The following is a 21,276-nucleotide window of genomic DNA, read 5'->3' as shown; positions in this document are numbered from 1 at the left end:
CGGACTCGCCGGTCCGACCGGCACATTCGTCGTTCTCGAGCCACCGGGCGCCCTCGTCGGCCCACGCCGGCGGCGGCAGGTCAGGAGGCGCGGGTCAGGTGGGCGAGCACCTCGCGCGAGACTCCCCTCGAGCCCAGCCCGAGGTGCCCGGACCGCCGGTGCACGGCGAGCGTCGCGTCCGGCAGGCCCGCGACGGTCCGGGCGACGAGGTCGAGGGGGTAGAAGCCGTCCGCTCCCCCGGCCACGACGAGCGTCGGTGCCGTGACCGCGCCGAGCCGGTCGCCCACGTCGAAGGAGTCCTCGGCCTCGAGGGTGGCCACGAGGTCGTGGTGACGCTCGCCGACGACGAAGTGGGGTGCCAGTCGGCCGAAGCGGCGCAGGAGGTTCGAGGCGGTGACGCCGGTCGTGGTCTGGCCGAGCATGGTCGCCGCGGCCCGTCCCGCCTCGCCGTCTCGGAGGTGGGCCGCGACGCGGCGCTGGGCCTCGCGGCCGTCGTCGCCGAGGCGGTGGGCCGCCGAGACGAGGACCAGGCGACGCACCGTCCGCGGGTGGTCGACCGCGAGCTGCAACGCGATGCTGCCGCCCGTCGAGGTGCCGACGACGTCGATCGGGTCGTCCGAGATCTCGGCGGCGGCTCGGGCGACGTCGTCCCCGAGGTCGCGCATCGTGGTGCCGGGCGGCAGGCCGCGCCGACGTCCGAGGGTCCACAGCTCGACCTCGCGGGCGAGCGCCGCCGTCTCGAGGCGCAGCAGGGTGCGGTCCCAGGCCGAGGGGTGGTGTCGTCCGGGGCCGATGCCGGGCAGCAGGATCGTGGGAGTGCCCGTGCCGCGACGGACGAACGGGAGGCCCGCGACGTTGCCCCGGGCCGTGGCCGGTCGCCCGGTCACGGTCGGCCCAGCCGGCGGAACCTCGCCGGTGCCTCGCCGCCCTCGACGAGGTCGACGAGGATCGAGCCCACGAGCGGCGTGAACTTGAACCCGTGGCCCGAGAACCCGGCACCCACCACCACGGGACCCACCCGGTCGAGGACGAAGTCCTCGTCGTCGGTCGTCGTGTAGGTGCAGCTGATCGGGTCGGCCGTCTCGGCGTCGACGCCCGGCAGCCACTCCCTCGCGTACCGCCGCAGCGCCTCGAGCTGCTCGGGGACGGCAGCGTACGACCGACGGTCGGGGTGGACGACCGGCCCGGCGCCGTGCCAGCCGGCCTTGACGCCCTCGCCGGGCGTGAGCATGCCGTAGACCACCCCGGGCCACCACGACTCGGCGGAGTCGTCCGGGTCGGGCCGGTGGTTGAAGCTCGGCCACACCGCGTCGGCGTCGCGGACGGCGAAGTGGGCGGGCTGCTCCTGCGTCACGGTGAGGCGGGGCAGGGGCACGAGACCGCCGACGACGTCGTCGGTCCACGCACCGGCCGTGACGACGACGCGACGGGCGACGATCTCGGCGTCGGCCGTGACGACGCGCACGCGCTCGGGCCCCTCGACGTGCAGGCCCGTCACGGGCGTCGACCAGAGCAGCCGCGCGCCGTGGTCTTCGGCGGCACGGGCGAGGGCGCGGAGGGCGTCGGCCGCCCGGATCCGTCCGCTGCCGGGCACGTGCAGCACCTCGGTCTCGAAACGGACGCCCCGCCACCGCTCCCCCGCCTCGACGGGGTCGACCAGCTCGCTCGGGACGCCCGCCTCGACGTGCAGCGCCCGCATGCGGCGGAGCATCGACGGGCGACCGTGGTTCACGACCCCCACGAGGTCGAGCAGCGGGGTGCCGGTCTCGTCGGCCAGCGCGTCCCACCGCACCCGAGCCTCCTTCGCGAGGGCGACGTAGTCGGCGTCGTCGTAGGCGAGGTTCAGGTTGCGGGTCGCCCCGTGGGAGGCACCCCGGTGGTGGCCCTGCTCGAAACGCTCGACGAGGACGACCTCGTGCCCCCGTGACGCGGCCTGCCAGGCCGTCGCGAGCCCCATGGCACCGCCCCCGACGACGACCAGGTCGACGTCGGGACGGGACGGGCGCGGGTCACCGGCGGGCATGCCCCGAGCATAGGAGGCGCGGTGCGGCGTCGTTCCGTCGGCCGCGTCGTCCGCCGACCTGCGATGATCGGCGGATGACCTGGCGCAAGCTCCTCAAGGCCTTCCCCACCGTGGTCCTGGTGGTCGACGTCCTCATCCGGATCGTCTCGGTGGCGGTCGTCCCGCGCAACCGTCGGCCGAGCTCGGCGATGGCGTGGCTGATGGCGATCTTCGTCGCACCCATCCCCGGCAGCGTGCTCTACGCGCTGCTCGGCAGTTCGAAGCTGCCGAAGGACCGGCGTGACAAGCAGCGCGAGATCAACTCGTTGATCCTCGAGAACACCCAGGGCCTCGACAACCGGGTGCCGACCGACACCCAGCCGCCCTGGTTCGGCACGGTGGTGCAGCTGAACCGCACGCTCGGCGCGATGCCGCTGATCCCCGGCAACACGGCGCGGCTGCTGCCGGACTACGCGGGGTCGATCGCGGCGATGACCGAGGCCGTCGACGCGGCCGAGCGGTACGTGCACGTCGAGTTCTACATCCTGACCCGCGACGAGTCGACCTATCTGTTCTTCGACGCCTTGAAGCGGGCCCACGACCGCGGCGTCAAGGTGCGGGTGCTCTACGACCACTGGGCGACCATCCGCAACCCGCAAGGACGCGTGACGCGCACGTGGCTGCGCGACGCCGGCATCCGCTTCGAGGAGATGCTGCCGTTCCACCCCACCAAGGGCATGTGGCGGCGGCCCGACCTCCGCAACCACCGCAAGATCGTGGTCGTGGACGGCGACGTGGCCTTCACCGGCTCGCAGAACATGACCGACCCGAGCTACAACAAGCGGGGCAACATGCGGCGCGGTCTGCAGTGGAAGGACCTCATGGTGCGCGTGGACGGTCCTGCCGCGATCGGCCTCAACGCCCTGTTCATCACCGACTGGTACAGCGAGACCGACGAGCTGCCCACCGACGCGCGGACCGGGCCCCGAGTCGAACCGCGCACGGGTGACGACGCCTTCGAGTGCCAGGTCGTCCCCAGCGGACCGGGGTTCGACGGCGAGAACAACCTGCGGCTGTTCAACGCCCTCGTCTACGGCGCTCAGGAGCGCCTCATCATCGCCAGCCCGTACTTCGTGCCCGACGACTCCATGCTCTACGCCATCACGACGGCCGCCGAGCGCGGCGTCGACGTCCAGCTCTTCGCCTGCGAGGTCGCCGACCAGTTCCTCGTCTACCACGCCCAGCGCTCGTACTACGAGACCCTGCTGCGCGCCGGGGTGCGCATCTTCCTGTACGAGAAGCCGATCGTGCTGCACTCGAAGCACTTCACGGTCGACGACGACGTGGCGGTGATCGGGTCGAGCAACATGGACATGCGATCGTTCAGCCTGAACTTCGAGGTGTCGCTGATGGTGCGGGGCGCCGGCTTCGTCGACCAGGTGCGCGAGATCGAAGAGGACTACCGCTCGAAGTCGCACGAGATCACCCTCGCCGGCTGGCTGACGCGGCCCGCCCCCTTGCAGGTGCTCGACAACGTCGCGCGCCTGACCGCGGCGGTCCAGTAGGGCGCCTCCGGCCCTCCGTGCTGGACGGCCCGTCGGGAGACCGGCAGAGTGTCGGCATGGACGAGAAGGAACACCTGAGCCGCTACCTGACCCGCTCGCGCGACGACCTGGTGCGGAAGCTCGACGGGTTGACCGAGTACGACGTCCGCCGTCCGCTCGTCCCCAGCGGGACGAATCTGCTGGGGTTGGTCAAGCACGTCGCGACCGTGCAGCTGGGATACCTGGGCGACGTCTTCGGGCGTCCGAGCGGCATCGAGACGCCGTGGCTCACCGACGAGAGCGAACCCGAGGCCGACCTGTGGGCAACGCCCGACGAGAGCCGCGCCTTCGTCGTCGACCTCGCCCGACGCTCGAACGCCCACGCCGACGAGACCGTCCGGGTGCTGCCCCTGGACGCCCGCGGTGACGTTCCCTGGTGGGGACCTGACCGGCGTGAGGTCACCCTGCACCAGATCCTGGTGCACCTGACCGTCGAGACGGCCCGGCACGCCGGCCATGCCGACCTGGTCCGCGAGCTGATCGACGGTGGCCTCGGCAACGGTCCCGCCGACCCGAACGTGCCCGACCGGGACGCCGACGGATGGCGTCGGCACCACGACCGCGTCGAGGCCGCCGCCCGCGCCGCCGCCGGCCGCTGACCGCTGACCGCTGACCGCTGACCGCGAGCGGCCGCGGTCGTCCGGTCGGGGGGTCACGGCAAGCTCGCAGGAGGCGCCCCTCGCCAGGTCGGGGTCGGAAGCGTAGCGTCGCCGGGGTGATGCCTCCCTCCGTGAGAACCGTCGGCGAGCTCAGGCGCTCGGGCCACGTCCCGAAGCCCCTCCGCGCCGAGATCCGAGACAACCTGCTGGACGCCCTCCGGGAGGGCCGCGACCCCTGGCCCGGACTGCACGGCTTCGAGTCGACGGTCATCCCCCAGCTCGAACGGGCCCTGATCGCCGGCCACGACGTCGTCCTGCTGGGCGAACGAGGCCAGGGCAAGACCCGGCTGCTGCGCACCCTCGCCGGGCTGCTCGACGAGTGGTCGCCCGTCATCGAGGGATCCGAGCTCGGGGAGCACCCGTTCGAGCCGATCACGACCGAGAGCCGCCGCCGGGCGGCCGAACTCGGCGACGACCTGCCGGTCGCCTGGCGCGGCCGCGACGAGCGGTACGTCGAGAAGCTCGCGACGCCCGACACGAGCGTCGCCGACCTCATCGGCGACGTCGACCCGATGCGCGTGGCCGAGGGCCGCAGCCTGGGCGACCCCGAGACGATCCACTTCGGGCTCATCCCGCGAGGGCACCGCGGCATCGTGGCGGTCAACGAACTGCCGGACCTCGCCGAGCGCATCCAGGTGGCGATGCTCAACGTCATGGAGGAGCGCGACATCCAGATCCGTGGGTACGTGCTGCGGCTGCCGCTCGACGTGCTCGTCGTCGCCAGCGCCAACCCCGAGGACTACACGAACCGCGGACGCATCATCACGCCGCTGAAGGACCGCTTCGGGGCCGAGATCCGGACGCACTACCCGACCGAGCTGGCCGACGAGGTCGCGGTCGTCCGGCAGGAGGCCGACCTCGTGGCCGAGGTGCCCGACCACCTCGTCGAGATCCTGGCCCGGTTCACGCGGGCCCTCCGCGAGTCCCCGTCGGTCGACCAGCGCAGCGGCGTCAGCGCCCGGTTCGCCATCGCAGGGGCCGAGACCATCGCCGCCGCCGCACTGCACCGCGCGACCCGTCAGGGCGAGGACGTCGCGGTGGCACGGCCGATCGACCTCGAGACCGCGGTCGACGTGCTCGGCGGCAAGATCGAGTTCGAGTCGGGTGAGGAGGACCGCGCCGAGGAGGTGCTCGAGCACCTGTTGAGGACGGCCACGGCCGAGACCGTGCGGGCGCACTTCCGCGGCCTCGACTTCGACGCCCTCGTCGACGCCCTCGAGTCGGGCGTCATGGTGACCACCGGTGAGCAGGTGACCGCCCGGGACTTCCTGGCCGGGCTGCCCTCGCTCGACGAGGACGACCTGTACGACCGGGTGGCCGAACGCCTCGGCGCGATCACCGACGGCGCCCGGGCGGGCGCCGTCGAGCTCGCGCTCGAGGGCCTCTTCCTGGCCCGTCGGGTCAGCAAGGAGAGCGGTGACGGTGAAGCGGCCTACGGGTTCTGAGGGACGACGTGGCCAGGAGTAACCGTCGCCTGCACCGGGCCGCGCGCTACCAGGCGTACGCCGACGGCCCCGACCCGCTCGCGCCTCCTGCCGACCTGTCCGAGGCGCTCGACGCCGTCGGACGCGACGTCATGGCGGGCACGAGCGCCGAGGCCGCGCTGCGCGAGTTCCTGCGTCGCGGAGGACGGGACCAGACCGGACTCGACGACCTCGCGCGCCAGGTGGCCGAACGCCGGAGGGCCTTGACCCGCGACCACCACCTCGACGGGACGCTCCAGGAGGTCCGCGAACTGCTCGACCGGGCGCTCCGTGCCGAACGGGCACAGCTCGCCCGGGACGTCGACCTCGACGACGGCGACCGGGCGTTGTCGCAGCTGCAGCTCGAGAGCCTGCCGCCGTCCCCGGCCGGTGCCGTCGCCGAGCTGTCCGACTACCGGTGGCAGAGCGGCGAGGCCCGGCAGGCCTACGAGCAGATCAAGGACCTCCTCGGGCGCGAGATGCTCGACCAGCGCTTCGCCGGCATGAAGGGTGCCCTCGAGAACGCGACCGACGCCGACCGCGAGGCCGTCGCCGAGATGCTGCGCGACCTGAACGACCTGCTCGACGCCCACGCCCGCGGCGACGACACCCCCGAGCAGTTCGACGACTTCATGGCGAGGCACGGGGCGTCCTTCCCCGAGCAGCCGGGCGACGTCGACGAGCTGATCGACGCGCTCGCCGCCCGGGCGGCCGCCGCCCAGCGCCTCCGCAACTCGATGACGGCCGAGCAACGCGCCGAGCTCGATTCGTTGGCCCAGCAGGCCTTCGGCTCCCCCGACCTCGTGCAGTCGCTCGAACGGCTCGACGGCACCCTGCGCGCGCTGCGGCCCGGGCAGGACTGGGGTGGCTCCGAGGGCCTGGACGGCGACCAGGGCCTCGGGCTCGGTGACGGCACCGGGGTCTTCCAGGACCTCGCCGACCTCGACGCGCTCGCCGAACAACTGGCCCAGCAGTCACGCGGATCGACGCTCGACGACGTGGACGTCGACGCCCTCCGGCGCCAGCTGGGCGAGCAGGCCGCCGTCGACGCGGCCGCGCTCCGACGCCTCGAGAAGGCTCTGCGCGATTCCGGCGCCCTCCGGCGTCGGGCCGACGGCACGCTGGCGCTCACGCCGCGGGCCATGCGTCAGCTCGGCAAGGACCTCCTGCGCGACGTCGCCACCAAGCTGTCCGGACGGACCGGGAGGCGCGAGCTGCGGTCCGCAGGAGCGCTCGGCGACCGTTCGGGCGCGAGTCGCGAGTGGGCGTTCGGCGACACCGAGCCGTGGGACGTGACGCGGACGATCACCAACGCCGTCACCCGGACCGCGGCCGAGGGTGCCCGGACGGACGCCGGGGTGCGCATCGAGATCGGCGACGTCGAGGTGCTCGAGACCGACGCCCGGACCCAGGCCTGCGTCGCCCTGCTCGTCGACACCTCGTTCTCGATGGCGATGGAGGACCGCTGGGTGCCGATGAAGCGCACCGCGCTGGCCTTGCACACCCTGATCACGTCGCGCTTCCGGGGGGACGACCTGCAGCTGATCGGCTTCGGCCGGCACGCCGAGGTCATGCCGATCGAGCAGCTCGTCGCCCTCGACGCGAAGTGGGACAAGGGGACGAACCTGCACCACGCACTGCTGCTCGCGAACCGGCACTTCCGCAAGCACCCGACGGCGCAGCCCGTGCTCTTGATCGTCACCGACGGCGAGCCGACCTCGCACCTCGAACCGGGCGGCGAGGTGTTCTTCGACTACCCGCCGCACCCCGTGACGATCCTGCGGGCGGTCGAACAGCTCGACGTCGCCCGTCGACTCGGCGCGCACACGAGCTTCTTCCGCCTGGGCGACGACCCCGGCCTCGCACGGTTCGTCGAGGGCATGGCCCGACGGGTGGACGGCACGGTGGTGGCCCCGGACGTCGACGACCTCGGTGCCGCGGTCGTGGGGTCGTACGTCAGAACAAGGGCCACGGAACCGCCGGCATAGGGCCGTGGGGTTCGGGGAAGACCCCGGCTTCGAGCAGTCCGTCGCACCGGTCGCCGAGGGCCTCGAGCTCGTCGGCCGTGACGAGTGCGGTCAGTGCGGCGCCCAGGGCACCCGAGAGGCCCGACCGGACGCGGGCGACGCCCTCGGCCTCGGACGCCGTCAAGGGGTCGCCGACCCAGCCCCACAGCACCGTGCGCAGCTTGTGCTCGGCGTGGAAGGTGAGGCCGTGGTCGACCCCGTGGCGCCGGCCGTCCGGCAACGCGAGCACGTGCGCTCCCTTGCGGTCGGCGTTGTTGACCACGACGTCGAAGACGGCCATGCGCCGGAGCGCCTCGGTGTCCTCGTGGATCAGGGCCACGGGCCCGTCGTCGCCGTCGCCTTCGAGGACGAGGCGCCACCCGTCGTCGGGCAGGTCGTCGACGGGGACGAGGTCGACGGCGTCCTGCTCGGGGTCGACGTCCTGCCAGAGCTGCACCATGCCCTCACCGAGCGGACCGTCGCGCAGCCAGGTGCGGGGCACGACGTCCCAGCCCAGGGCCTCGGACACGAGGTAGGCCGCCACCTCGCGATCGGCGAGCCGACCGTCGGGGAAGTCCCAGAGCGGTCGCTCGCCGGCCACCGGCTTGTAGATGACGGACACGTCGCCGAGGCGCGCGAGGAACGAGGCGTTGGACGCGGTGCGGATGCGACCGGTGAGCTCGAGCTCGACGTCGTCCGACGGGACGGGGACCGGGTCCGAGCCGGCACCGGCCGGGTCGTCCGCATCGTCGGCCGCCGGCGCCGACGACATCAGAGGTCGCCGGGCAGGACGCAGACGTGCCCCTCGGGGTCCATCGGCTGACCGCAGAACGGGCACAGCGGACGCCCCGCGCCAACGATCTCGAGGGTGCGCGCCGCGAAGGCTCGTGCCGTGCCGACGGGGATGCGGACGACCATGACCTCGTCGGGCTCGACCTCGGTCGCGTCGTCCGGCTCGTCGTCGTCGTCGACCTCGACGAGCGGGAACGCCTCGATGACCACCTGGGCGGTCGACGGGTCCCAGCCGAGGCTCAGGGCACCGGCACGGAACTCCGGTTCGACGGGCTGGTCGAGGGGCTCGTTGTCGACGAGCTCGACCGGGATGCCGGTGGGCACGCTGACCGGGTTGCCCTCGGCGGCCATCACCTGGTCGAGGATCTCGTCGATCTTCTCGGCGAGGGCGGCGGACTGCATCTTCTCGAGGCCGACGCTGGTGACGCGGGCACCGTCACGGGCCTGGAGGTAGAACGCACGGGCGCCGGGGCGGCCGACGGTGCCGACCACGACGCGGTCGGGCCAGTCGAAGGCGTGGACGATGGAGGGCATGCGACGAGTCTACGAGCGGCCCGCCCCGGGCGCTCAGGTCGCGGCGGACCGCCCCGAGTCACCGTCGGCACCGGACCGGCCCGCGCCTCCTCCGACGGCCGCGTCGCCTGCCGGGGCCGCCTGCCGCAGCCACGAGAGGTCGCCCGAGTCGGTGTTGGTCGCCACGACGTCGGGGCGGTTCGGCCCGTACCGCACGATCGACACCGAGGCGGGTCCGACGTTGATGCGCTGGAAGAGGTCGAGGTGCATGCCGTAGGCGTCGGCGAGGACGGACTTGATGATGTCGCCGTGGCTGACCGCCACCCAGACGGCGCCCGGACCGTGCTCGGCCTCGAACGCCGCGTCGTGTCGACGGACCGCCGCGACCGCCCTCGACTGCATGGTCTGCAGCGACTCGCCGCCGGGGAACACCGCGGCCGACGGCTGGTTCTGCACGACCGACCAGAGGGCCTCGCCGGCCAAGTCCTTCAGGGGCCTGCCCTGCCAGTCGCCGTAGTCGCACTCGGTGATGCCACGGTCGATCGGAGTCGCCGGCGTGCCGGCCTGACGGTCGAGGATCGCCCGCGCCGTCTGACGGCAGCGTTCGAGGGGGCTCGACACGACGCCCACCAACGGCACGACGGCGAGCCGCTCGGCCGTTCGTCGCGCCTGGTCGCGCCCGACGTCGTCGAGTCGGACGCCGGCCGTCCGTCCGGCGAGCACGCCGCTCGCGTTGGCGGTGGTGCGTCCGTGCCGGACGAGGACGAGGGTGGCCATGCCCCGAGCCTAGACACCCTCGCACGCCGCGGGGGCGGGCGGGCCTGGACCGGGGACGACGAGGAGGCGCGGTGCCGGGACCACCGGCACCGCGCCTCCTCGGCTCCCCCGGCGGCTAGGCGGCCGCGGCCCGGAGACCCTCGGCCAGCGGCGTGGTCGGGCGGCCGATCAACGAACGGAGGTCACCGCTCGTCTCGGCGAGCAGTCCGTCGCGGATGTTGCCGTCGAGGGCGACGACGAACCCGACGGTCCCCTCGTCGAGGCCGGCGCCCCGCAGGCGCTCGGCGTGCTCTTCTGGCGTCAGCGACTCGTAGCGGACGGGGGTGCCGGTGATGCCCGCGACGGCCTCGGCCAGCTCGTCCCAGTTCCAGGCGTGGTCGCCCGACAGTTCGAAGGTGCGCCCGGCGGTCGAGTCGTCGAGGGCGGCCACCGCCGCGGCCTCGGCGTAGTCGCGGCGGCTGGCGCTCGCGACGCGGCCGTCGCCCACGCTCGCGGAGACGACGCCGGACTCGCGGGCCGAGGCGACCTCGCCGGCGTAGTTCTCGGTGTACCACCCGTTGCGCAGGACGGTCGCGGGCACGCCCGACGCGGCCAGGTGCTCTTCGGTCGCCTTGTGCTCCGGCGCCAGCACCAGGGCCGAGGTCGTGGCCTTCGGAGCGCTCGTGTAGACGACTCGGGCGGCGCCGGCGGCCTCGGCCGCGTCGATGACGGCGGCGTGCTGCGCCAGGCGCTGCCCCACGGCGTCGCTCGAGATGAGGACGACGACGTCACCGGCACCGACGACGGCCGCGATCGTGTCGGGTCGCGCGTAGTCGAGTTCGGCGGTGCGGACGCCGCGCTCGACGAGGTCGGTCAGCTTCGAGACGTCGCGGGACGTGGCGACGACGCTGTCGGGGGCGGCGCCGCGGGCGAGGAGGGCCTCGACGACGAGGCGGCCGAGCTGACCGGAGGCGGCGGTGACGATCGTGGACATGGTGTTCCTTTCGGTTGCGTGCCGGGGACAACGACGGGGACGACTCCCGTCTTCCCGGCTCGGCGGCCCTCCCGCCTCAGCGACCGAACGACCGCCGGAGGGTCCGAATGATCGCGGCCCGCGCCTCCCGGCCCGAGCGCGTCGGCAGCAGGGGGTACGCGTGCACGTCGCCCTCGCCCTCGTGCCACTCGAGGTCGACCCCGGCCCGCTCGGCCCGGTCTCGGAGGAGGTGCGCGTCGGGGTTGAGGACATCCCGGGTCCCCGTGAACACCGTCACCGGCCCCAGTCCGGCGAGGTCGCCGAAGAGGGGGCTGACCGTGGGGTGGCGGAGGTCGAGCGAGCCCCGCCAGTGCTCGGCCAGCACGCGACCGCCGGGCGTCCCGAGCCACGGATCGGTCGGCTGCACCTCGGGGATGCGCGGGTTGCTCCAGGTGAGGTCGAGCGCCGGGGCGATCAGCACGGCGTTCGCCACGACGACGCCCGCATCCCGCAACGACAGGGCCGCCGAGAGCACGATCTGACCACCGGCCGAGTCCCCCGCGAGGGCCACCGGCCCTTCTGCGGACGTGACCAGGTCGACGACGCCGACCCGCGCCTCCTCGGCGGTGCCGAAGGGCACCAGCGGGTAGATCGGCAGGACGACGGTCGCGCCCACCTCGGCGGCGAGCTGCGCGGCGAGATGCCAGTGCTGCGAGACGATCTCGCCGACCCAGCCGCCGCCGTGCACGTAGACGACGGTGCCGTGCGAGGCGCCGTCCCGCCGGGTGACCGAGTAGACCGGCCAGCCGCCGCGCTGGGCGACGTCGACCCGGACGTCGTCGCGAAGGGTCGGCGGTGGGCCGTACGGGGCCGGGCGCAACGACCGCTGTCTGATGCGCCGTCGGGCGCCTGCCGCGGTGACGAAGGTCCGGTTCGCGCGGATCACCCGCAGGAAGGCGGGCGCGAGGGCGCGCGGCAGGACGAGCCTCGCGGCCAGGGGCACGCGGACCCCCGAGGAGGCGCGGGCGGTTGCTCGGGACGGGCTCGGCTTCACGGCCGCGACGCTACTCGCGCCCGTCGTGGCGAGTCCTGCGGCGACCTCGGGCCCCTTGAACGACCCGCAGGTCGGACGTACGGTGGACGGGTCGACGAGGACGGGGGACCCCATGGACGACGACGATCGCGATCGAGGCCGCTGGCGGCTGCAGAAGCCGACCTTCCGCGGATCGGCCGTCGGCTGGGGCATCTCGGCCGTGGTCTGGTCGTCGTGCCTGGCCTGGGCGGTCGTGGGCCTCGTGCGAGGTGACGGCGACGTTTCCGTCGGGCCGGTCCTCCTGGTCGTCGCCCTGGTCGTGGCGTCGGCGGTGTGCGTGGCGGGCACCGTGTCGACCGTCCGGCACCCCCGGGCGGCACCTCCGGCGGAGGACGCCCGGTAGTCCCGACGGCGTCGGAGGCCGTCCCCATGCGCGCCTGGTTGAGTTCGTCAAAGCGTTCGACCGACGAAAGGGCAGACAGCACATGGGCATCTCGGAGAAGGACTACGACGTCGCCGTCATCGGTGCCGGACCGGCGGGTACCGCCGCGGCCCTGAGGGCGGCCGAGCTGGGTGCGCGCGTCGTCGTCCTCGAGGCGGGTCGCGTCGGCGGCACCTGCGTCAACACCGGGTGCGTGCCCACCCGGGTGCTGGCGAAGACGGCCCGGCTGATCCGCGAGACCAGGCACGCCGACGTCCACGGCGTCGACGTCGCTCCCCCGACCATCGACTGGGCGGCGACCGTCGCCCGCGTCCGGGAGCGCGTCGACAGGGTGCGCTCGATCAAGCGCGAGGCCGAACGCTTCGAGGCCGCCGGCGTCGAACTGGTCCACGAGGGCCGCGCCCGGTTCGTCGACGACGGCACCCTCGTCCTCGACAGCGGGCGGACGATCTCGGCGGAGTCGATCCTGATCTGCGTCGGCGGGCACTCGCGACGGCTGCCGATCCCGGGTGCCGAACTCGCGACGGTGCCCGAGGACGTCCTCGACCTGCCGTCCCTGCCGCGTCGCGTGGCCGTGATCGGTGCGGGCAACACGGGCGCCCAACTGGTGACCGTCTTCGACGCCTTCGGCAGCGAGGTGACCCTGCTCGATGTCGCCCCCCGGGTGCTGATGGCGTCGGACGCCTCGATCTCGGAGGTCGTCGCCGGGGCGTTCGCCGAGCAGGGCATCGACGTGCGGACCGGCATCGACGGCGTCGAGAGCCTCGCCCGCGCCGAGGACGGGTCGATCACGCTGACCTGGCGGCAGGACGACGGCACGCTCTCGGCCGACGTCGACGTCGTCGTCATGGCCACCGGCTGGCCGGCCGACGTGGACGACCTCGGACTCGAGAACGCCGGCATCGAGGTGGTCCGGTCGTCGATCCCGGCCGACCGGTACTTCCGGACCGTCGTGCCGCACGTCTTCGCGGTCGGCGACGCCAACGGCCGCGACATGCTCGTGCAGGCGGCTCGGTTCGAGGGTGAGGCGGCGGCCGAGAACGCCGTCCTGGGGGCCAACCGTCGGACGCCGCACCACCTGCTGCCGGCCGGTGGGTTCACCGACCCCGACTACGCCGGCGTCGGCCTCACCGAGGAGCAGGCCCGCGAGGCCGACGAGGGCTGCGTGGTCGTCACGATCCCGTACTCGGACGTCGACCGGGCCGTCATCGACGACCGTGAGACCGGGTTCCTCAAGCTGATCGCCGACCGGCGGCGCGAACTCGTCCTCGGCGCCCACGCCGTCGGCGAGAGCGCCGTCGAAGTCGTCCAGGCGGTCACCACCGCCATGGCGGGTGGCGTCGACGTCGCGACCCTGGCCGACGTCCGGTTCGCCTACCCGACCTACAGCGCCGTGATCGGCATGGCCGCCCGGGCCGTGCTCGCCACCCGCACCGACCGGTAGGAGGCGCGGGTCGCGCCTCAGGGACCGCCCAGCCAGTGGTCGATGCGGTGGTGGTCGGGGCGGAAGCCGTTCTCGACGCCCCACAGCACGGCCTGGGTGCGACTCGTGGCGCCGATGCGTCGGTAGACCGACCGGATGTACGACTTGACCGTGTTCGGGCTCAGGTAGGTCAGGGCCGCGACCTCGGCGTTGCTCTTGCCCTGGGTGATGAGGGCCAGGATCTCGGACTCGCGGTCGGTGATGCCCTCGCCGCGACCGGGCCAGTCGAGGCCCGGCGCGCTCGGCGCGCGCCCCCGTACGTCGCTGACGACCTGCTCGCCGCGGTGCACCGCCTCGAGCGCCTCGACGAGCTCGCGCGCGGTGAGGGTCTTCGACAGGTACCCGTGCACGCCCTGCGCCAGGGCCGCCTCGACGAGTTCGGGGTGGAAGTTCCAGGTGTAGACGACGACCTTGCCGGCCGCGGGGTTGGCGACGAGTTCGGCGAGTTCGTGGTGGTCGGACTCGGGCTGGGCGAAGGAGTCGTAGAGCACGACGTCGACCCGGTCGGACAGCGCCGTCGTCGCGTCGATCTCGGCCACGACCACCCGGTCGCGGTACCGGTCGAAGAGGTGCGCGAGGCCGGCGAGCACGACGTCGTAGTCGTCGACGAGCGCGACGGTGATCGATCGGGTCGGTGCGAGGGGCATGACGACACCATCCCACCCCGAGGGGTGTGCCGCCACCTCCCCAGGGGTGGTCTGCTGTGTCATGCGACGCCAGGGCACCGCCGGTGCCCGTCGCTCCCCTCCTGGAAGGAGAAGACCATGATCGGTCTCATCATCAGCCTGCTCGTCGTCGGCCTCATCGCCGGGTTCGTCGCCCGGGCGGTCGTCCCCGGCCGTCAGAGCCTCTCGATCGTCATGACGATCGTGCTCGGCGTCATCGGCTCGTTCGTCGGCGGGTTCCTCGGGTTCCTGCTGTTCCAGCACGACCCGACGGACGGGTTCTTCCAGCCCGCCGGCATCATCGGGTCCATCATCGGCGCGATCGTCGTCCTCGCGATCTGGGTCGCCGTCTCGGGTCGCCGCAGCACCGCCCGCCGCTGAGTCCGGCGACGCCGGGGTGGCTGCGCGCAGCCACCCCGGACCGCCCCGGCGGCCGAGGACCGGTCGATCAGCGGACGCCGCTGCGGACGAAGCCCTGGACGAAGAACCTCTGGAACGCCAGGAACAGGACGACCATGGGCACGACCGAGATCACGGCCAGCGCCATGATGCCGTTGTAGTCGGGGGTGGTCTGGCCCTTGAGGTACAGCAGTCCCACCGGCAGCGTGTACAGGTCGGGGTCCTTCAGGGCGATGAGGGGCCAGGCGAAGTCGTTCCAGCTGCCCAGCAGCGTCAGCAGCACGAGGACGGCGACGAGGGGGCCGCTGAGGGGCAGCACGATGCTGGTGAAGACCCGGAAGGGGCCCGCGCCGTCGAGACGAGCGGCCTCGATCAGTTCTCCGGGGATGCCGAGCATGAACTGTCGTGAGAGGAACACCCCGAAGGCCGTCGCCGCCGAGGGCAGGATGACGGACCAGTAGGTTCCGTAGATCTCCAACCCGTTCACGAGCCGGAACTGCGCGACCATGATCGCCTGGACGGGGATCATGAGGGTCGCCAGGAAGAGCAGGAACACCGTCGTGCGACCGACGAAGTCGATGTGAGCGAAGGCGTACCCGGCCATCAGGTTGATGACCACCGTCAAGACGGTGACGAAGAGACCGATGACGACCGAGTTGCCGAACCACTCGACGACCGGGTACCGCTCGAGGACGCGCGTGAAGTTCTCGAGCGTCACCGTGCTGGGCAGGAGGCGCAGGCCCCGTCCGAAGACCTCGCCCCGGGGGGAGAACGCCACGACGAGCATCCAGAACAGCGGGAACGCCACCACCACCGCAGCCACGACGGCGACGACGGTCCGGAGGGCGACGAATCGACCGCCCCGGCGTCGGCCGCGGCGTCGGGGTGCGGCACCGGCCGCTCGGGAGGCCCCCACGACGGTGCTGCGGGGAGCGCCGGTCACGGGGCTGTCGGCGAGGCTGCTGGGCGTGGTCACGGGTGCTCCGTCATTCGGTGAGGTCGCGGGTGCGGTTGGTGCGCCACTGGACGACGGTGAAGATCAACGTCACGACGAGGATCACGACGCCGAGGGCGGCACCGTAGCCCTGTTCGCGGACCTGGAAGCCGTTCCGGTAGGCGTAGGTGCCGAGCACGGACGTCGAGTAGCCGGGCCCGCCCCCGGTGAGCACGAAGACGAGGTCGAACACCTGGAAGGACGCGATGACGTTGAGCACGAGCAGGAAGAACGTCGACGGGCCGACCATGGGCACTGTGATCGCCCGGAACCGCTGCCACGCGCCGGCACCGTCCAGTTCGGCGGCCTCGTAGAGCTCCGGGGAGACCGATTGCAGGCCGGCGAGGTAGATGATCATGTTCAGGCCGACGCGCAACCAGATCATCGTCACGATGACCGACACCATCGCGAGGGCCCCGTCGGACTGCCACGGCACCGTGCCGAGACCGACGGCGCGGAGGATCTGGTTGAAGAGTCCGTTCGCCTCGGTGAAGAGGATGACGGCGATCATCGCGCTGGCCACGCCGGAGATCACCATGGGCAGGACGAGCATCGTCCGCCAGGCCTTCCTGCCGGGCAGCACCCCGTCCAGGAGCACGGCGAGCCCGAGCCCGAGCGCCATCTCGACCGGGACGGTGACGACGGTGAACAGGACCGTGTTGGCGAGGGTCTGCCAGAACACGGGGTCAGCGACCATGCGGGCGTAGTTGGCACCGCCGACCCAGTCCGGATCGCCGAAGCCACGGGTCGCCTGGAACGACAGCTGCACGGCCCAGAGGATCGGGACGAGCAGGAACACGGCGAGGAGCAGCAGGTTGGGACCGATGAAGGCGTACCCCACGAGGCTCTCGCGGATGCGTGCCCTGCGCCGACCCGGCCGACCTCGACCCGCGGCACCCCCGCCGGCGTGGGCCGGGGCCCCGGAGGTCGAGGGGTTCGCCCGGGTGGCTGCGGCCGTCGTCACCTGGTCGCCTGCGCGATCGACCCGTCGAGCGCGGAGAGGGTGTCGTCCACGGACTGGCCCTGCGTGAACGCCGCCTCGAGCTGGTCCTGCAGGCCGACGCTGATCTCGGCGAGGTACGGCGAGGTCAGCTGCTTCACGTCGCTCGGCTCGATGGTCGTGGCCTGGTCGACGAAGACCGGCATGACGTCGGGCCGCACGGCGAAGTCGATCGACGACGCGTCGATGTCGGTGCGCGTCGGCAGCTCGTTCGTGGCGGCACAGAACTCGGTCATCGCGTCGGCGGACGCCATGAAGTTCACGAACTCGGTGGCGAGTTCGGGCTGGTCGGTGTCGGCCGTGGCGACGAGGGCGTTGCCGCCGAGGTCGGTCGCCCCCCGCTCGTCGACGGGCATGGGCACGGCCGTCCAGTCGAAGTCGGTGTCCGCGAGCTCGGGCACCAGGAACGATCCGACGAAGGCCATGGCCGTGGTCTGCTCGCCGAAGAGCGTGTCGGCGTAGCTCGTCGACTTCACGCTGCTCGTCGGCGGCACCCAGTCCTGGGTGAAGAACGACTGCGTGAACGACAGTGCCTTCTCGCCCGCGGGCGAGTCGACCGCGGGCGTCGTGCCGTCCTCCTCGAGCACGTCACCCCCCGCCTGGAACAGCCAGCTCAACCACCGGGGCGTGCCGCCCTGTTGCCAGTTGACGACGAACGGGTACTGCTCCGCCGGGAGGCTGGCCCGGAGCTTGGCGGAGACGTCGGCGAACTCGTCCCAGGTCCAGGCGTCGTCCTGGGAGGTGGGCAGGTCGGTGACGCCGGCTGCCGCGGCGAGCTCCGTGTTGACCAGCAACGCCGAGACGTCGGTCTGGTGTGGCACGCCGTAGGGCTTGCCCTCGTACGAGACGGCTTCGAGCATGGCCGGCTGGAAGGAGTCCTCGTCGTCGAGCTTGCCGGTGAGGTCGAGCAGTTGGCCCTGGCTGGAGTACACGCCGAGGTTGCCGTAATCGACTCGGAACACGTCGGGGGCGTCGCCCGTGGACAACTGCGCGTCGATGTTCGAGAACATCTGGTCGTAGGGGACGACCTTCAGGTCGACGGTCGCGCCGTCGTGTTCCGACTCGAACTGCTTCACCAGTCTCTCGAACGAGTCCTGCTCGGACTCGCTCGCCCAGGTGGTGAACGTGATCGTGTCGGCCGCGCTGTCGTCCCCACCGCCGGTGAAGCCGCTGCACCCGGTGAGGCCCACGGTCAGGACGAGGGCCGTGGCGGCTGCGGTGGTGCGTCGTGTGGTCATGGGGTTCTCCTGGCGTCGGGACGGAGGTGAGCTATGCGCGGGTCAGTCGTTCTTCGACCAGGGACATCAGGCCCGAGGGTCCGAGCAGTGCTTCGAGACCCGCTTGTACCCCACCCGCATCGCTACCGTGCTGCGGAGAGTGTGCTCCTTCGAGCGCCGAAAAGGTCGCCGTGACGTCTTCCAGGGCGCGGACGCACCCGAATCGGACGAGACGGTCCTCGTCGAGTCGCACGTCGTCGCCGTACCCCAGGCGGAACGCCGTGCGATCCGCCTCCGTCACGGGCAGGCCGGGCAGGACTCCGAGTTCGACCAGCACCAGGTCGACCTCCCGAGGAGCCACGGTGGCCTCGTCGAGGTCGATGAGCCACGGACGACCCGCGGTGTCGACCACGACGTTGCCGAGGTGGGGATCGCCGTGACACGAGACGCGACTCGCGTCCGTCCTGGAGCCCTTGAGCTCGAGGGCCACCCGCTCGAGCCGGTCCAGGCGACCACGGTGCCGGCGCCAGAGTTCCGCGAGCGGATCGTCGGGCCGACCGACGAACCGGTGGTCGAGGTCCCGCAAGAGCACCCGAGCCCGCCGACCGGTGCGCTTGACTCCCCGGCGCAGCGGTGCCACGTCCGAGGGAGGCGCCTGGTCGTGGACCCGGCGCACGACGGCTCCCAGCTCGGTCCACTGGGCGTCGTCGAGACCCCGCCCGTCTTCGGCGGCGTCGTCGCCGAAGATCCACGGCGACACGGACACGATGGAGCCCTGGTGCTCGACCCAGAGCCCACCGGACGTCGTCGGCAGGGGCGCCACGACGCCGACGTCGAGGCCGAGGGAGGCGGCCAGCGCGAGACCGAAACGGCAGTCGCGTCGGGTCGCCTTGACCGCCCAGAGGTCACCGGGGCGGTCCCGCACCTGCCAGACGGCGGCGTCGGGATCGAGGCCACCGTCGACGAGCAGGTGCTCCACCTGGGTGAGCCCCCAGGCGTCGAGCGGCGGAGGCGAGGCGGACACGGGAACGGACACCCTACGACCATGGCACCTCCAGGCCACCCGTCACCGCCCCGGGGCCGGATGTCGGCGGGAGTGGCGTGACGCCGTCCGGTCCGCAGCCCGGTCAGAGCTGCCCGAGCAGGGCCGGGATGCGCTCCCGGAACGGGAAGAACCCGCGGGAGGCGTGCGGCCAGGTGTCGCCGTCCCACCGACGGCGGAGGGTGACGAGCTCGATGCCCTCGTCGGTCAGGGCCGAGCGCATTGCCGCGAGACGCTCGCGCACCGGCCCGACGGGGGCGTAGGGCGTCACGACGGTGTCGAGTCCCTGGGACACCGCCCAGGCCACGAGACCGGCCGGCAGCGCGTCGGGAAGCGTCTGGGCCGCGCGGCCGGAGGCGTCGATCGTCCGCGCGGTCGCGTCGGCGACGGCACCCGCGGTGAAGGCGGTCACGGTCCCGGAAGCACCGAGGGGTGAGCGGCCTGCGGCGTCCGCGACGACGGCGGTGGCCGCCGGGGCCGGGAGGACGCCGGGATGCTCCCCGAGCAGGCTCACCGCCTCGAGGTCCTCCTCGTGGAGGAGCAGCCCGGCTCGCTCACCGATCGTCCCGGCGACGTCGTCGGGATCGATCCCCGTCCTGACCGGCAGGGGCGCCTCGTCGAGAGCACGGGCCGTGGTGGCCAGACCCTCGGGGGCGAAGCGACCCTCGGTGTACCGGGCGATGTTGGCCGTCGTCGCGAGGTAGGTCTTGCCCTTCGTCTGCAGACCGGCGACCCATCGCCAGGAGAGGGTGTTCGAGGCGGCGTCCCCGTCGAGCAGGTGCCGGTAGAAGAAGTCCGCTCCGAGCTGCCAGGGCAGGCGCAGGGTGAAGATCCAGATGCTGGCGAACCACATGCGGGTGTGGTTGTGGAGGTAGCCGGTCTCGACGAGTTCGCGCACCCAGGCGTCCATCGCGGGAATGCCCGTCCGCCCGGCCACCGCAGCCCCGAACGCGGGGGGAAGACCTCCGGCGACGAGCTCGCCGACGTCGTGTCGGTAGCGTCGCCACACCTCGGGGTTCTGTTCCAGCCAGCCCTTCCAGTAGGTGCGCCAGAAGACCTCCTGCACGAACTTCTGCGCCGCGGCCGGGCTGTGGTGCGCCAGGACGGTGCCGAGCACCTCGCGCTCGGTCACGAGCCGGTGGCGCAGGTACGGAGACAGGCCCGAGACGTTGTCGCGGACGGCACCGAGGTCGTGGTTGCGGTCGCGGGCGTACGCCGACCCGGCACGGGGGACGAACTCGCGGAGGGCCTCGAGACCGGCCTCTCTGGTGGGGATGGACACCCGTCCATCATGCGCTCCCGGCGGGGCCGGGGAACGACCCTCGACGAGACGCGGCGCAGGGCCCGTCGACCCCGCGCCGCGTCCTGGGCATCAGGCGAGGGCGGCTACCGCCTCGACGCCGGCAGCGAGCTGCCGCCTCTCCTGTTCGACGACGACCAGACGCTGGCCGTGGCGATCGCCCTGCAGGCGACGGCCGGCACGGGCGGCGGGATCGAGGAGGCAGGGCTCCGCGCCCTGGCCACGGTCCGTCAGGTCACGCCCTCCCGACTGCGGCACCCGCTGGATGCGTTCGCGGTGACAGTCGTCGGCCGCCCAGGCGACGCGGCGTCGGCGGACGTCTCGCTCGACGTCCTCATGACGCTGGCGAACGGCATCCGGGACCGCCGGGTCCTGCGCTTCGACTACGCCGATCGCGGTGGCGACGACCGCGAGCGACGGCGCCGCGAGACCCGCCGCGTCGAACCGCACCATCTGGTGACGTGCCACGGGCGCTGGTACCTCGTCGCCTGGAACCTCGAACGGGACGACTGGCGACTGTTCCGCGTCGACCGTGTCGATCCGCGCAGCACCGGCGGCCCGCCCTTCACCCCCGCGTCGTCCCCGGCGGCGACGTGCACGATTTCGTCTCTGCTCGCTTCAAGGGCTCGCTGACCGACACGTGGCCGTGCAGGTGGACCGTCGTCCTCGAACTGCCTGCTCGTGAGGTCCTGCCGTGCGCCGGTGACGGCACGGTCGAGGCCTTGGGCGAGCGACGATGCAGCCTCGAGGCGGGCTCGTGGTCGTGGGGGTCGTTGGCCGCCTCCTACGGCCGCTTCGACGTGCCGATGCACGTGATCGGTCCCCCGGAACTCGCTGCCGCCTTCGCGACCCTCGCGAAGCGATACGCGGCGACGGGCGACACGGGCCATGGCTCGACGAGCCCGTCCGCGGCGGGTCACGACGGTCCGGTCA

Annotated in this window: 22 protein-coding genes; 8 read left to right on the top strand and 14 right to left on the bottom strand. The window is 72.6% G+C overall.

The window, feature by feature from the left end:
* Positions 1 to 80 precede the first annotated feature (80 nt).
* Together AC3CCI_RS14540 and AC3CCI_RS14535 are read right to left on the bottom strand one after the other, a co-directional pair.
* Entirely contained in the window at positions 81 to 887 is an 807-nt protein-coding gene (locus AC3CCI_RS14540) for an alpha/beta fold hydrolase (protein ID WP_488627612.1), read from the bottom strand.
* Positions 884 to 2,023 carry an FAD-dependent oxidoreductase gene (locus AC3CCI_RS14535; RefSeq protein WP_488627611.1) on the bottom strand — a complete coding sequence of 380 codons (1,140 nt, stop codon included), beginning with the start codon at positions 2,021 to 2,023 and terminating at the stop codon, positions 884 to 886. The genes AC3CCI_RS14540 and AC3CCI_RS14535 overlap by 4 nt, the downstream gene beginning before the upstream one ends.
* Before the next feature lie 74 nt (positions 2,024 to 2,097).
* On the opposite strand from AC3CCI_RS14535, the gene cls reads away from it, so the two are divergent.
* The 4 genes from cls to AC3CCI_RS14515 all read left to right on the top strand — a co-directional run bounded on the left by cls (position 2,098) and on the right by AC3CCI_RS14515 (position 7,716).
* A complete protein-coding gene (gene cls, locus AC3CCI_RS14530) occupies positions 2,098 to 3,567 on the top strand; it encodes a cardiolipin synthase (RefSeq protein ID WP_488627610.1) in 1,470 nt (489 codons plus the stop codon).
* A 56-nt stretch (positions 3,568 to 3,623) separates the two neighbouring features.
* The gene (locus tag AC3CCI_RS14525; RefSeq protein ID WP_354594320.1) at positions 3,624 to 4,205 is read left to right on the top strand and encodes a DinB family protein; all 582 of its coding nucleotides are present in this window, start codon (positions 3,624 to 3,626) and stop codon (positions 4,203 to 4,205) included.
* A 119-nt stretch (positions 4,206 to 4,324) separates the two neighbouring features.
* Positions 4,325 to 5,710 (top strand): magnesium chelatase ATPase subunit I, encoded by a 1,386-nt coding sequence (locus AC3CCI_RS14520; protein ID WP_488628698.1) that lies wholly within the window; start codon positions 4,325 to 4,327, stop codon positions 5,708 to 5,710.
* Between the two features lie 8 nt (positions 5,711 to 5,718).
* Positions 5,719 to 7,716: a hypothetical protein gene (locus AC3CCI_RS14515; protein WP_488627609.1), complete on the top strand. Its 1,998-nt coding sequence runs from the start codon at positions 5,719 to 5,721 to the stop codon at positions 7,714 to 7,716.
* Here AC3CCI_RS14515 and AC3CCI_RS14510 read toward each other — a convergent pair.
* The 5 genes from AC3CCI_RS14510 to AC3CCI_RS14490 form a co-directional block, all read right to left on the bottom strand.
* Positions 7,685 to 8,506 carry an SCO1664 family protein gene (locus AC3CCI_RS14510; RefSeq protein ID WP_354594323.1) on the bottom strand — a complete coding sequence of 274 codons (822 nt, stop codon included), beginning with the start codon at positions 8,504 to 8,506 and terminating at the stop codon, positions 7,685 to 7,687. The two genes, AC3CCI_RS14515 and AC3CCI_RS14510, sit on opposite strands and share 32 nt — an antisense overlap.
* On the bottom strand, positions 8,506 to 9,060 hold the full coding sequence (locus AC3CCI_RS14505; protein WP_354594324.1) for a DUF3090 domain-containing protein: 555 nt from the start codon (positions 9,058 to 9,060) through the stop codon (positions 8,506 to 8,508). The genes AC3CCI_RS14510 and AC3CCI_RS14505 overlap by 1 nt, the downstream gene beginning before the upstream one ends.
* A gap of 33 nt (positions 9,061 to 9,093) precedes the next feature.
* Positions 9,094 to 9,816 (bottom strand): histidine phosphatase family protein, encoded by a 723-nt coding sequence (locus AC3CCI_RS14500; protein ID WP_488627608.1) that lies wholly within the window; start codon positions 9,814 to 9,816, stop codon positions 9,094 to 9,096.
* 115 nt (positions 9,817 to 9,931) lie between these two features.
* Positions 9,932 to 10,789: an NAD(P)H-binding protein gene (locus AC3CCI_RS14495; protein ID WP_488627607.1), complete on the bottom strand. Its 858-nt coding sequence runs from the start codon at positions 10,787 to 10,789 to the stop codon at positions 9,932 to 9,934.
* A gap of 76 nt (positions 10,790 to 10,865) precedes the next feature.
* Positions 10,866 to 11,822, bottom strand: a complete 957-nt coding sequence (locus AC3CCI_RS14490) for an alpha/beta hydrolase fold domain-containing protein (RefSeq protein WP_488627606.1) — start codon at positions 11,820 to 11,822, stop codon at positions 10,866 to 10,868.
* 112 nt (positions 11,823 to 11,934) lie between these two features.
* On the opposite strand from AC3CCI_RS14490, the gene AC3CCI_RS14485 reads away from it, so the two are divergent.
* Together AC3CCI_RS14485 and AC3CCI_RS14480 are read left to right on the top strand one after the other, a co-directional pair.
* Positions 11,935 to 12,204, top strand: a complete 270-nt coding sequence (locus tag AC3CCI_RS14485) for a hypothetical protein (protein ID WP_488627605.1) — start codon at positions 11,935 to 11,937, stop codon at positions 12,202 to 12,204.
* 82 nt (positions 12,205 to 12,286) lie between these two features.
* Positions 12,287 to 13,687: a dihydrolipoyl dehydrogenase family protein gene (locus AC3CCI_RS14480; RefSeq protein WP_354595527.1), complete on the top strand. Its 1,401-nt coding sequence runs from the start codon at positions 12,287 to 12,289 to the stop codon at positions 13,685 to 13,687.
* 17 nt (positions 13,688 to 13,704) lie between these two features.
* Here AC3CCI_RS14480 and AC3CCI_RS14475 read toward each other — a convergent pair whose 3' ends face one another.
* A complete protein-coding gene (locus AC3CCI_RS14475; protein ID WP_056256592.1) occupies positions 13,705 to 14,373 on the bottom strand; it encodes a response regulator transcription factor in 669 nt (222 codons plus the stop codon).
* 117 nt (positions 14,374 to 14,490) lie between these two features.
* Here AC3CCI_RS14475 and AC3CCI_RS14470 point away from each other — a divergent pair, with 117 nt between their 5' ends.
* A complete protein-coding gene (locus AC3CCI_RS14470; protein WP_354595528.1) occupies positions 14,491 to 14,772 on the top strand; it encodes a GlsB/YeaQ/YmgE family stress response membrane protein in 282 nt (93 codons plus the stop codon).
* A 67-nt stretch (positions 14,773 to 14,839) separates the two neighbouring features.
* On the opposite strand, the gene AC3CCI_RS14465 is transcribed toward AC3CCI_RS14470, so the two are convergent.
* The 6 genes from AC3CCI_RS14465 to AC3CCI_RS14440 all read right to left on the bottom strand — a co-directional run bounded on the left by AC3CCI_RS14465 (position 14,840) and on the right by AC3CCI_RS14440 (position 20,811).
* Positions 14,840 to 15,766 (bottom strand): carbohydrate ABC transporter permease, encoded by a 927-nt coding sequence (locus AC3CCI_RS14465; RefSeq protein WP_488627604.1) that lies wholly within the window; start codon positions 15,764 to 15,766, stop codon positions 14,840 to 14,842.
* Positions 15,767 to 15,776: 10 nt separating this feature from the next.
* Positions 15,777 to 16,748: a carbohydrate ABC transporter permease gene (locus AC3CCI_RS14460; RefSeq protein ID WP_488627603.1), complete on the bottom strand. Its 972-nt coding sequence runs from the start codon at positions 16,746 to 16,748 to the stop codon at positions 15,777 to 15,779.
* Positions 16,745 to 18,022: an ABC transporter substrate-binding protein gene (locus AC3CCI_RS14455; protein ID WP_488627602.1), complete on the bottom strand. Its 1,278-nt coding sequence runs from the start codon at positions 18,020 to 18,022 to the stop codon at positions 16,745 to 16,747. The genes AC3CCI_RS14460 and AC3CCI_RS14455 overlap by 4 nt, the downstream gene beginning before the upstream one ends.
* 31 nt (positions 18,023 to 18,053) lie before the next feature.
* Complete coding sequence (locus tag AC3CCI_RS14450; protein WP_488627601.1) at positions 18,054 to 19,037, bottom strand: phosphotransferase enzyme family protein; 984 nt, start codon at positions 19,035 to 19,037, stop codon at positions 18,054 to 18,056.
* A gap of 91 nt (positions 19,038 to 19,128) precedes the next feature.
* Positions 19,129 to 20,325 carry an FAD-binding domain-containing protein gene (locus AC3CCI_RS14445; protein WP_488627600.1) on the bottom strand — a complete coding sequence of 399 codons (1,197 nt, stop codon included), beginning with the start codon at positions 20,323 to 20,325 and terminating at the stop codon, positions 19,129 to 19,131.
* Between the two features lie 90 nt (positions 20,326 to 20,415).
* Positions 20,416 to 20,811 carry a hypothetical protein gene (locus tag AC3CCI_RS14440; protein WP_488628712.1) on the bottom strand — a complete coding sequence of 132 codons (396 nt, stop codon included), beginning with the start codon at positions 20,809 to 20,811 and terminating at the stop codon, positions 20,416 to 20,418.
* Between AC3CCI_RS14440 and AC3CCI_RS14435 the strand changes: the two genes are divergently transcribed.
* Positions 20,698 to 20,976 (top strand): helix-turn-helix transcriptional regulator, encoded by a 279-nt coding sequence (locus AC3CCI_RS14435; RefSeq protein ID WP_488628697.1) that lies wholly within the window; start codon positions 20,698 to 20,700, stop codon positions 20,974 to 20,976. The two genes, AC3CCI_RS14440 and AC3CCI_RS14435, sit on opposite strands and share 114 nt — an antisense overlap.
* Positions 20,977 to 21,276: the final 300 nt, after the last annotated feature.

The organism is Frigoribacterium sp. CF331 (assembly GCF_057787905.1).
Note: the sequence above shows the minus strand (reverse complement) of the source record. Positions and strands in the feature narration are given on the sequence as shown.

Excerpts from the sequence above, each read along its gene's own strand:
- AC3CCI_RS14535 (WP_488627611.1), bottom strand. The coding sequence starts at position 2,023 with ATGCCCGCCGGTGACCCGCGCCCGTCCCGTCCCGACGTCGACCTGGTC.
- cls (WP_488627610.1), top strand. The coding sequence starts at position 2,098 with ATGACCTGGCGCAAGCTCCTCAAGGCCTTCCCCACCGTGGTCCTGGTG.
- AC3CCI_RS14525 (WP_354594320.1), top strand. The coding sequence starts at position 3,624 with ATGGACGAGAAGGAACACCTGAGCCGCTACCTGACCCGCTCGCGCGAC.
- AC3CCI_RS14520 (WP_488628698.1), top strand. The coding sequence starts at position 4,325 with ATGCCTCCCTCCGTGAGAACCGTCGGCGAGCTCAGGCGCTCGGGCCAC.
- AC3CCI_RS14510 (WP_354594323.1), bottom strand. The coding sequence starts at position 8,506 with ATGTCGTCGGCGCCGGCGGCCGACGATGCGGACGACCCGGCCGGTGCC.
- AC3CCI_RS14505 (WP_354594324.1), bottom strand. The coding sequence starts at position 9,060 with ATGCCCTCCATCGTCCACGCCTTCGACTGGCCCGACCGCGTCGTGGTC.
- AC3CCI_RS14500 (WP_488627608.1), bottom strand. The coding sequence starts at position 9,816 with ATGGCCACCCTCGTCCTCGTCCGGCACGGACGCACCACCGCCAACGCG.
- AC3CCI_RS14495 (WP_488627607.1), bottom strand. The coding sequence starts at position 10,789 with ATGTCCACGATCGTCACCGCCGCCTCCGGTCAGCTCGGCCGCCTCGTC.
- AC3CCI_RS14485 (WP_488627605.1), top strand. The coding sequence starts at position 11,935 with ATGGACGACGACGATCGCGATCGAGGCCGCTGGCGGCTGCAGAAGCCG.
- AC3CCI_RS14480 (WP_354595527.1), top strand. The coding sequence starts at position 12,287 with ATGGGCATCTCGGAGAAGGACTACGACGTCGCCGTCATCGGTGCCGGA.
- AC3CCI_RS14475 (WP_056256592.1), bottom strand. The coding sequence starts at position 14,373 with ATGCCCCTCGCACCGACCCGATCGATCACCGTCGCGCTCGTCGACGAC.
- AC3CCI_RS14470 (WP_354595528.1), top strand. The coding sequence starts at position 14,491 with ATGATCGGTCTCATCATCAGCCTGCTCGTCGTCGGCCTCATCGCCGGG.
- AC3CCI_RS14455 (WP_488627602.1), bottom strand. The coding sequence starts at position 18,022 with ATGACCACACGACGCACCACCGCAGCCGCCACGGCCCTCGTCCTGACC.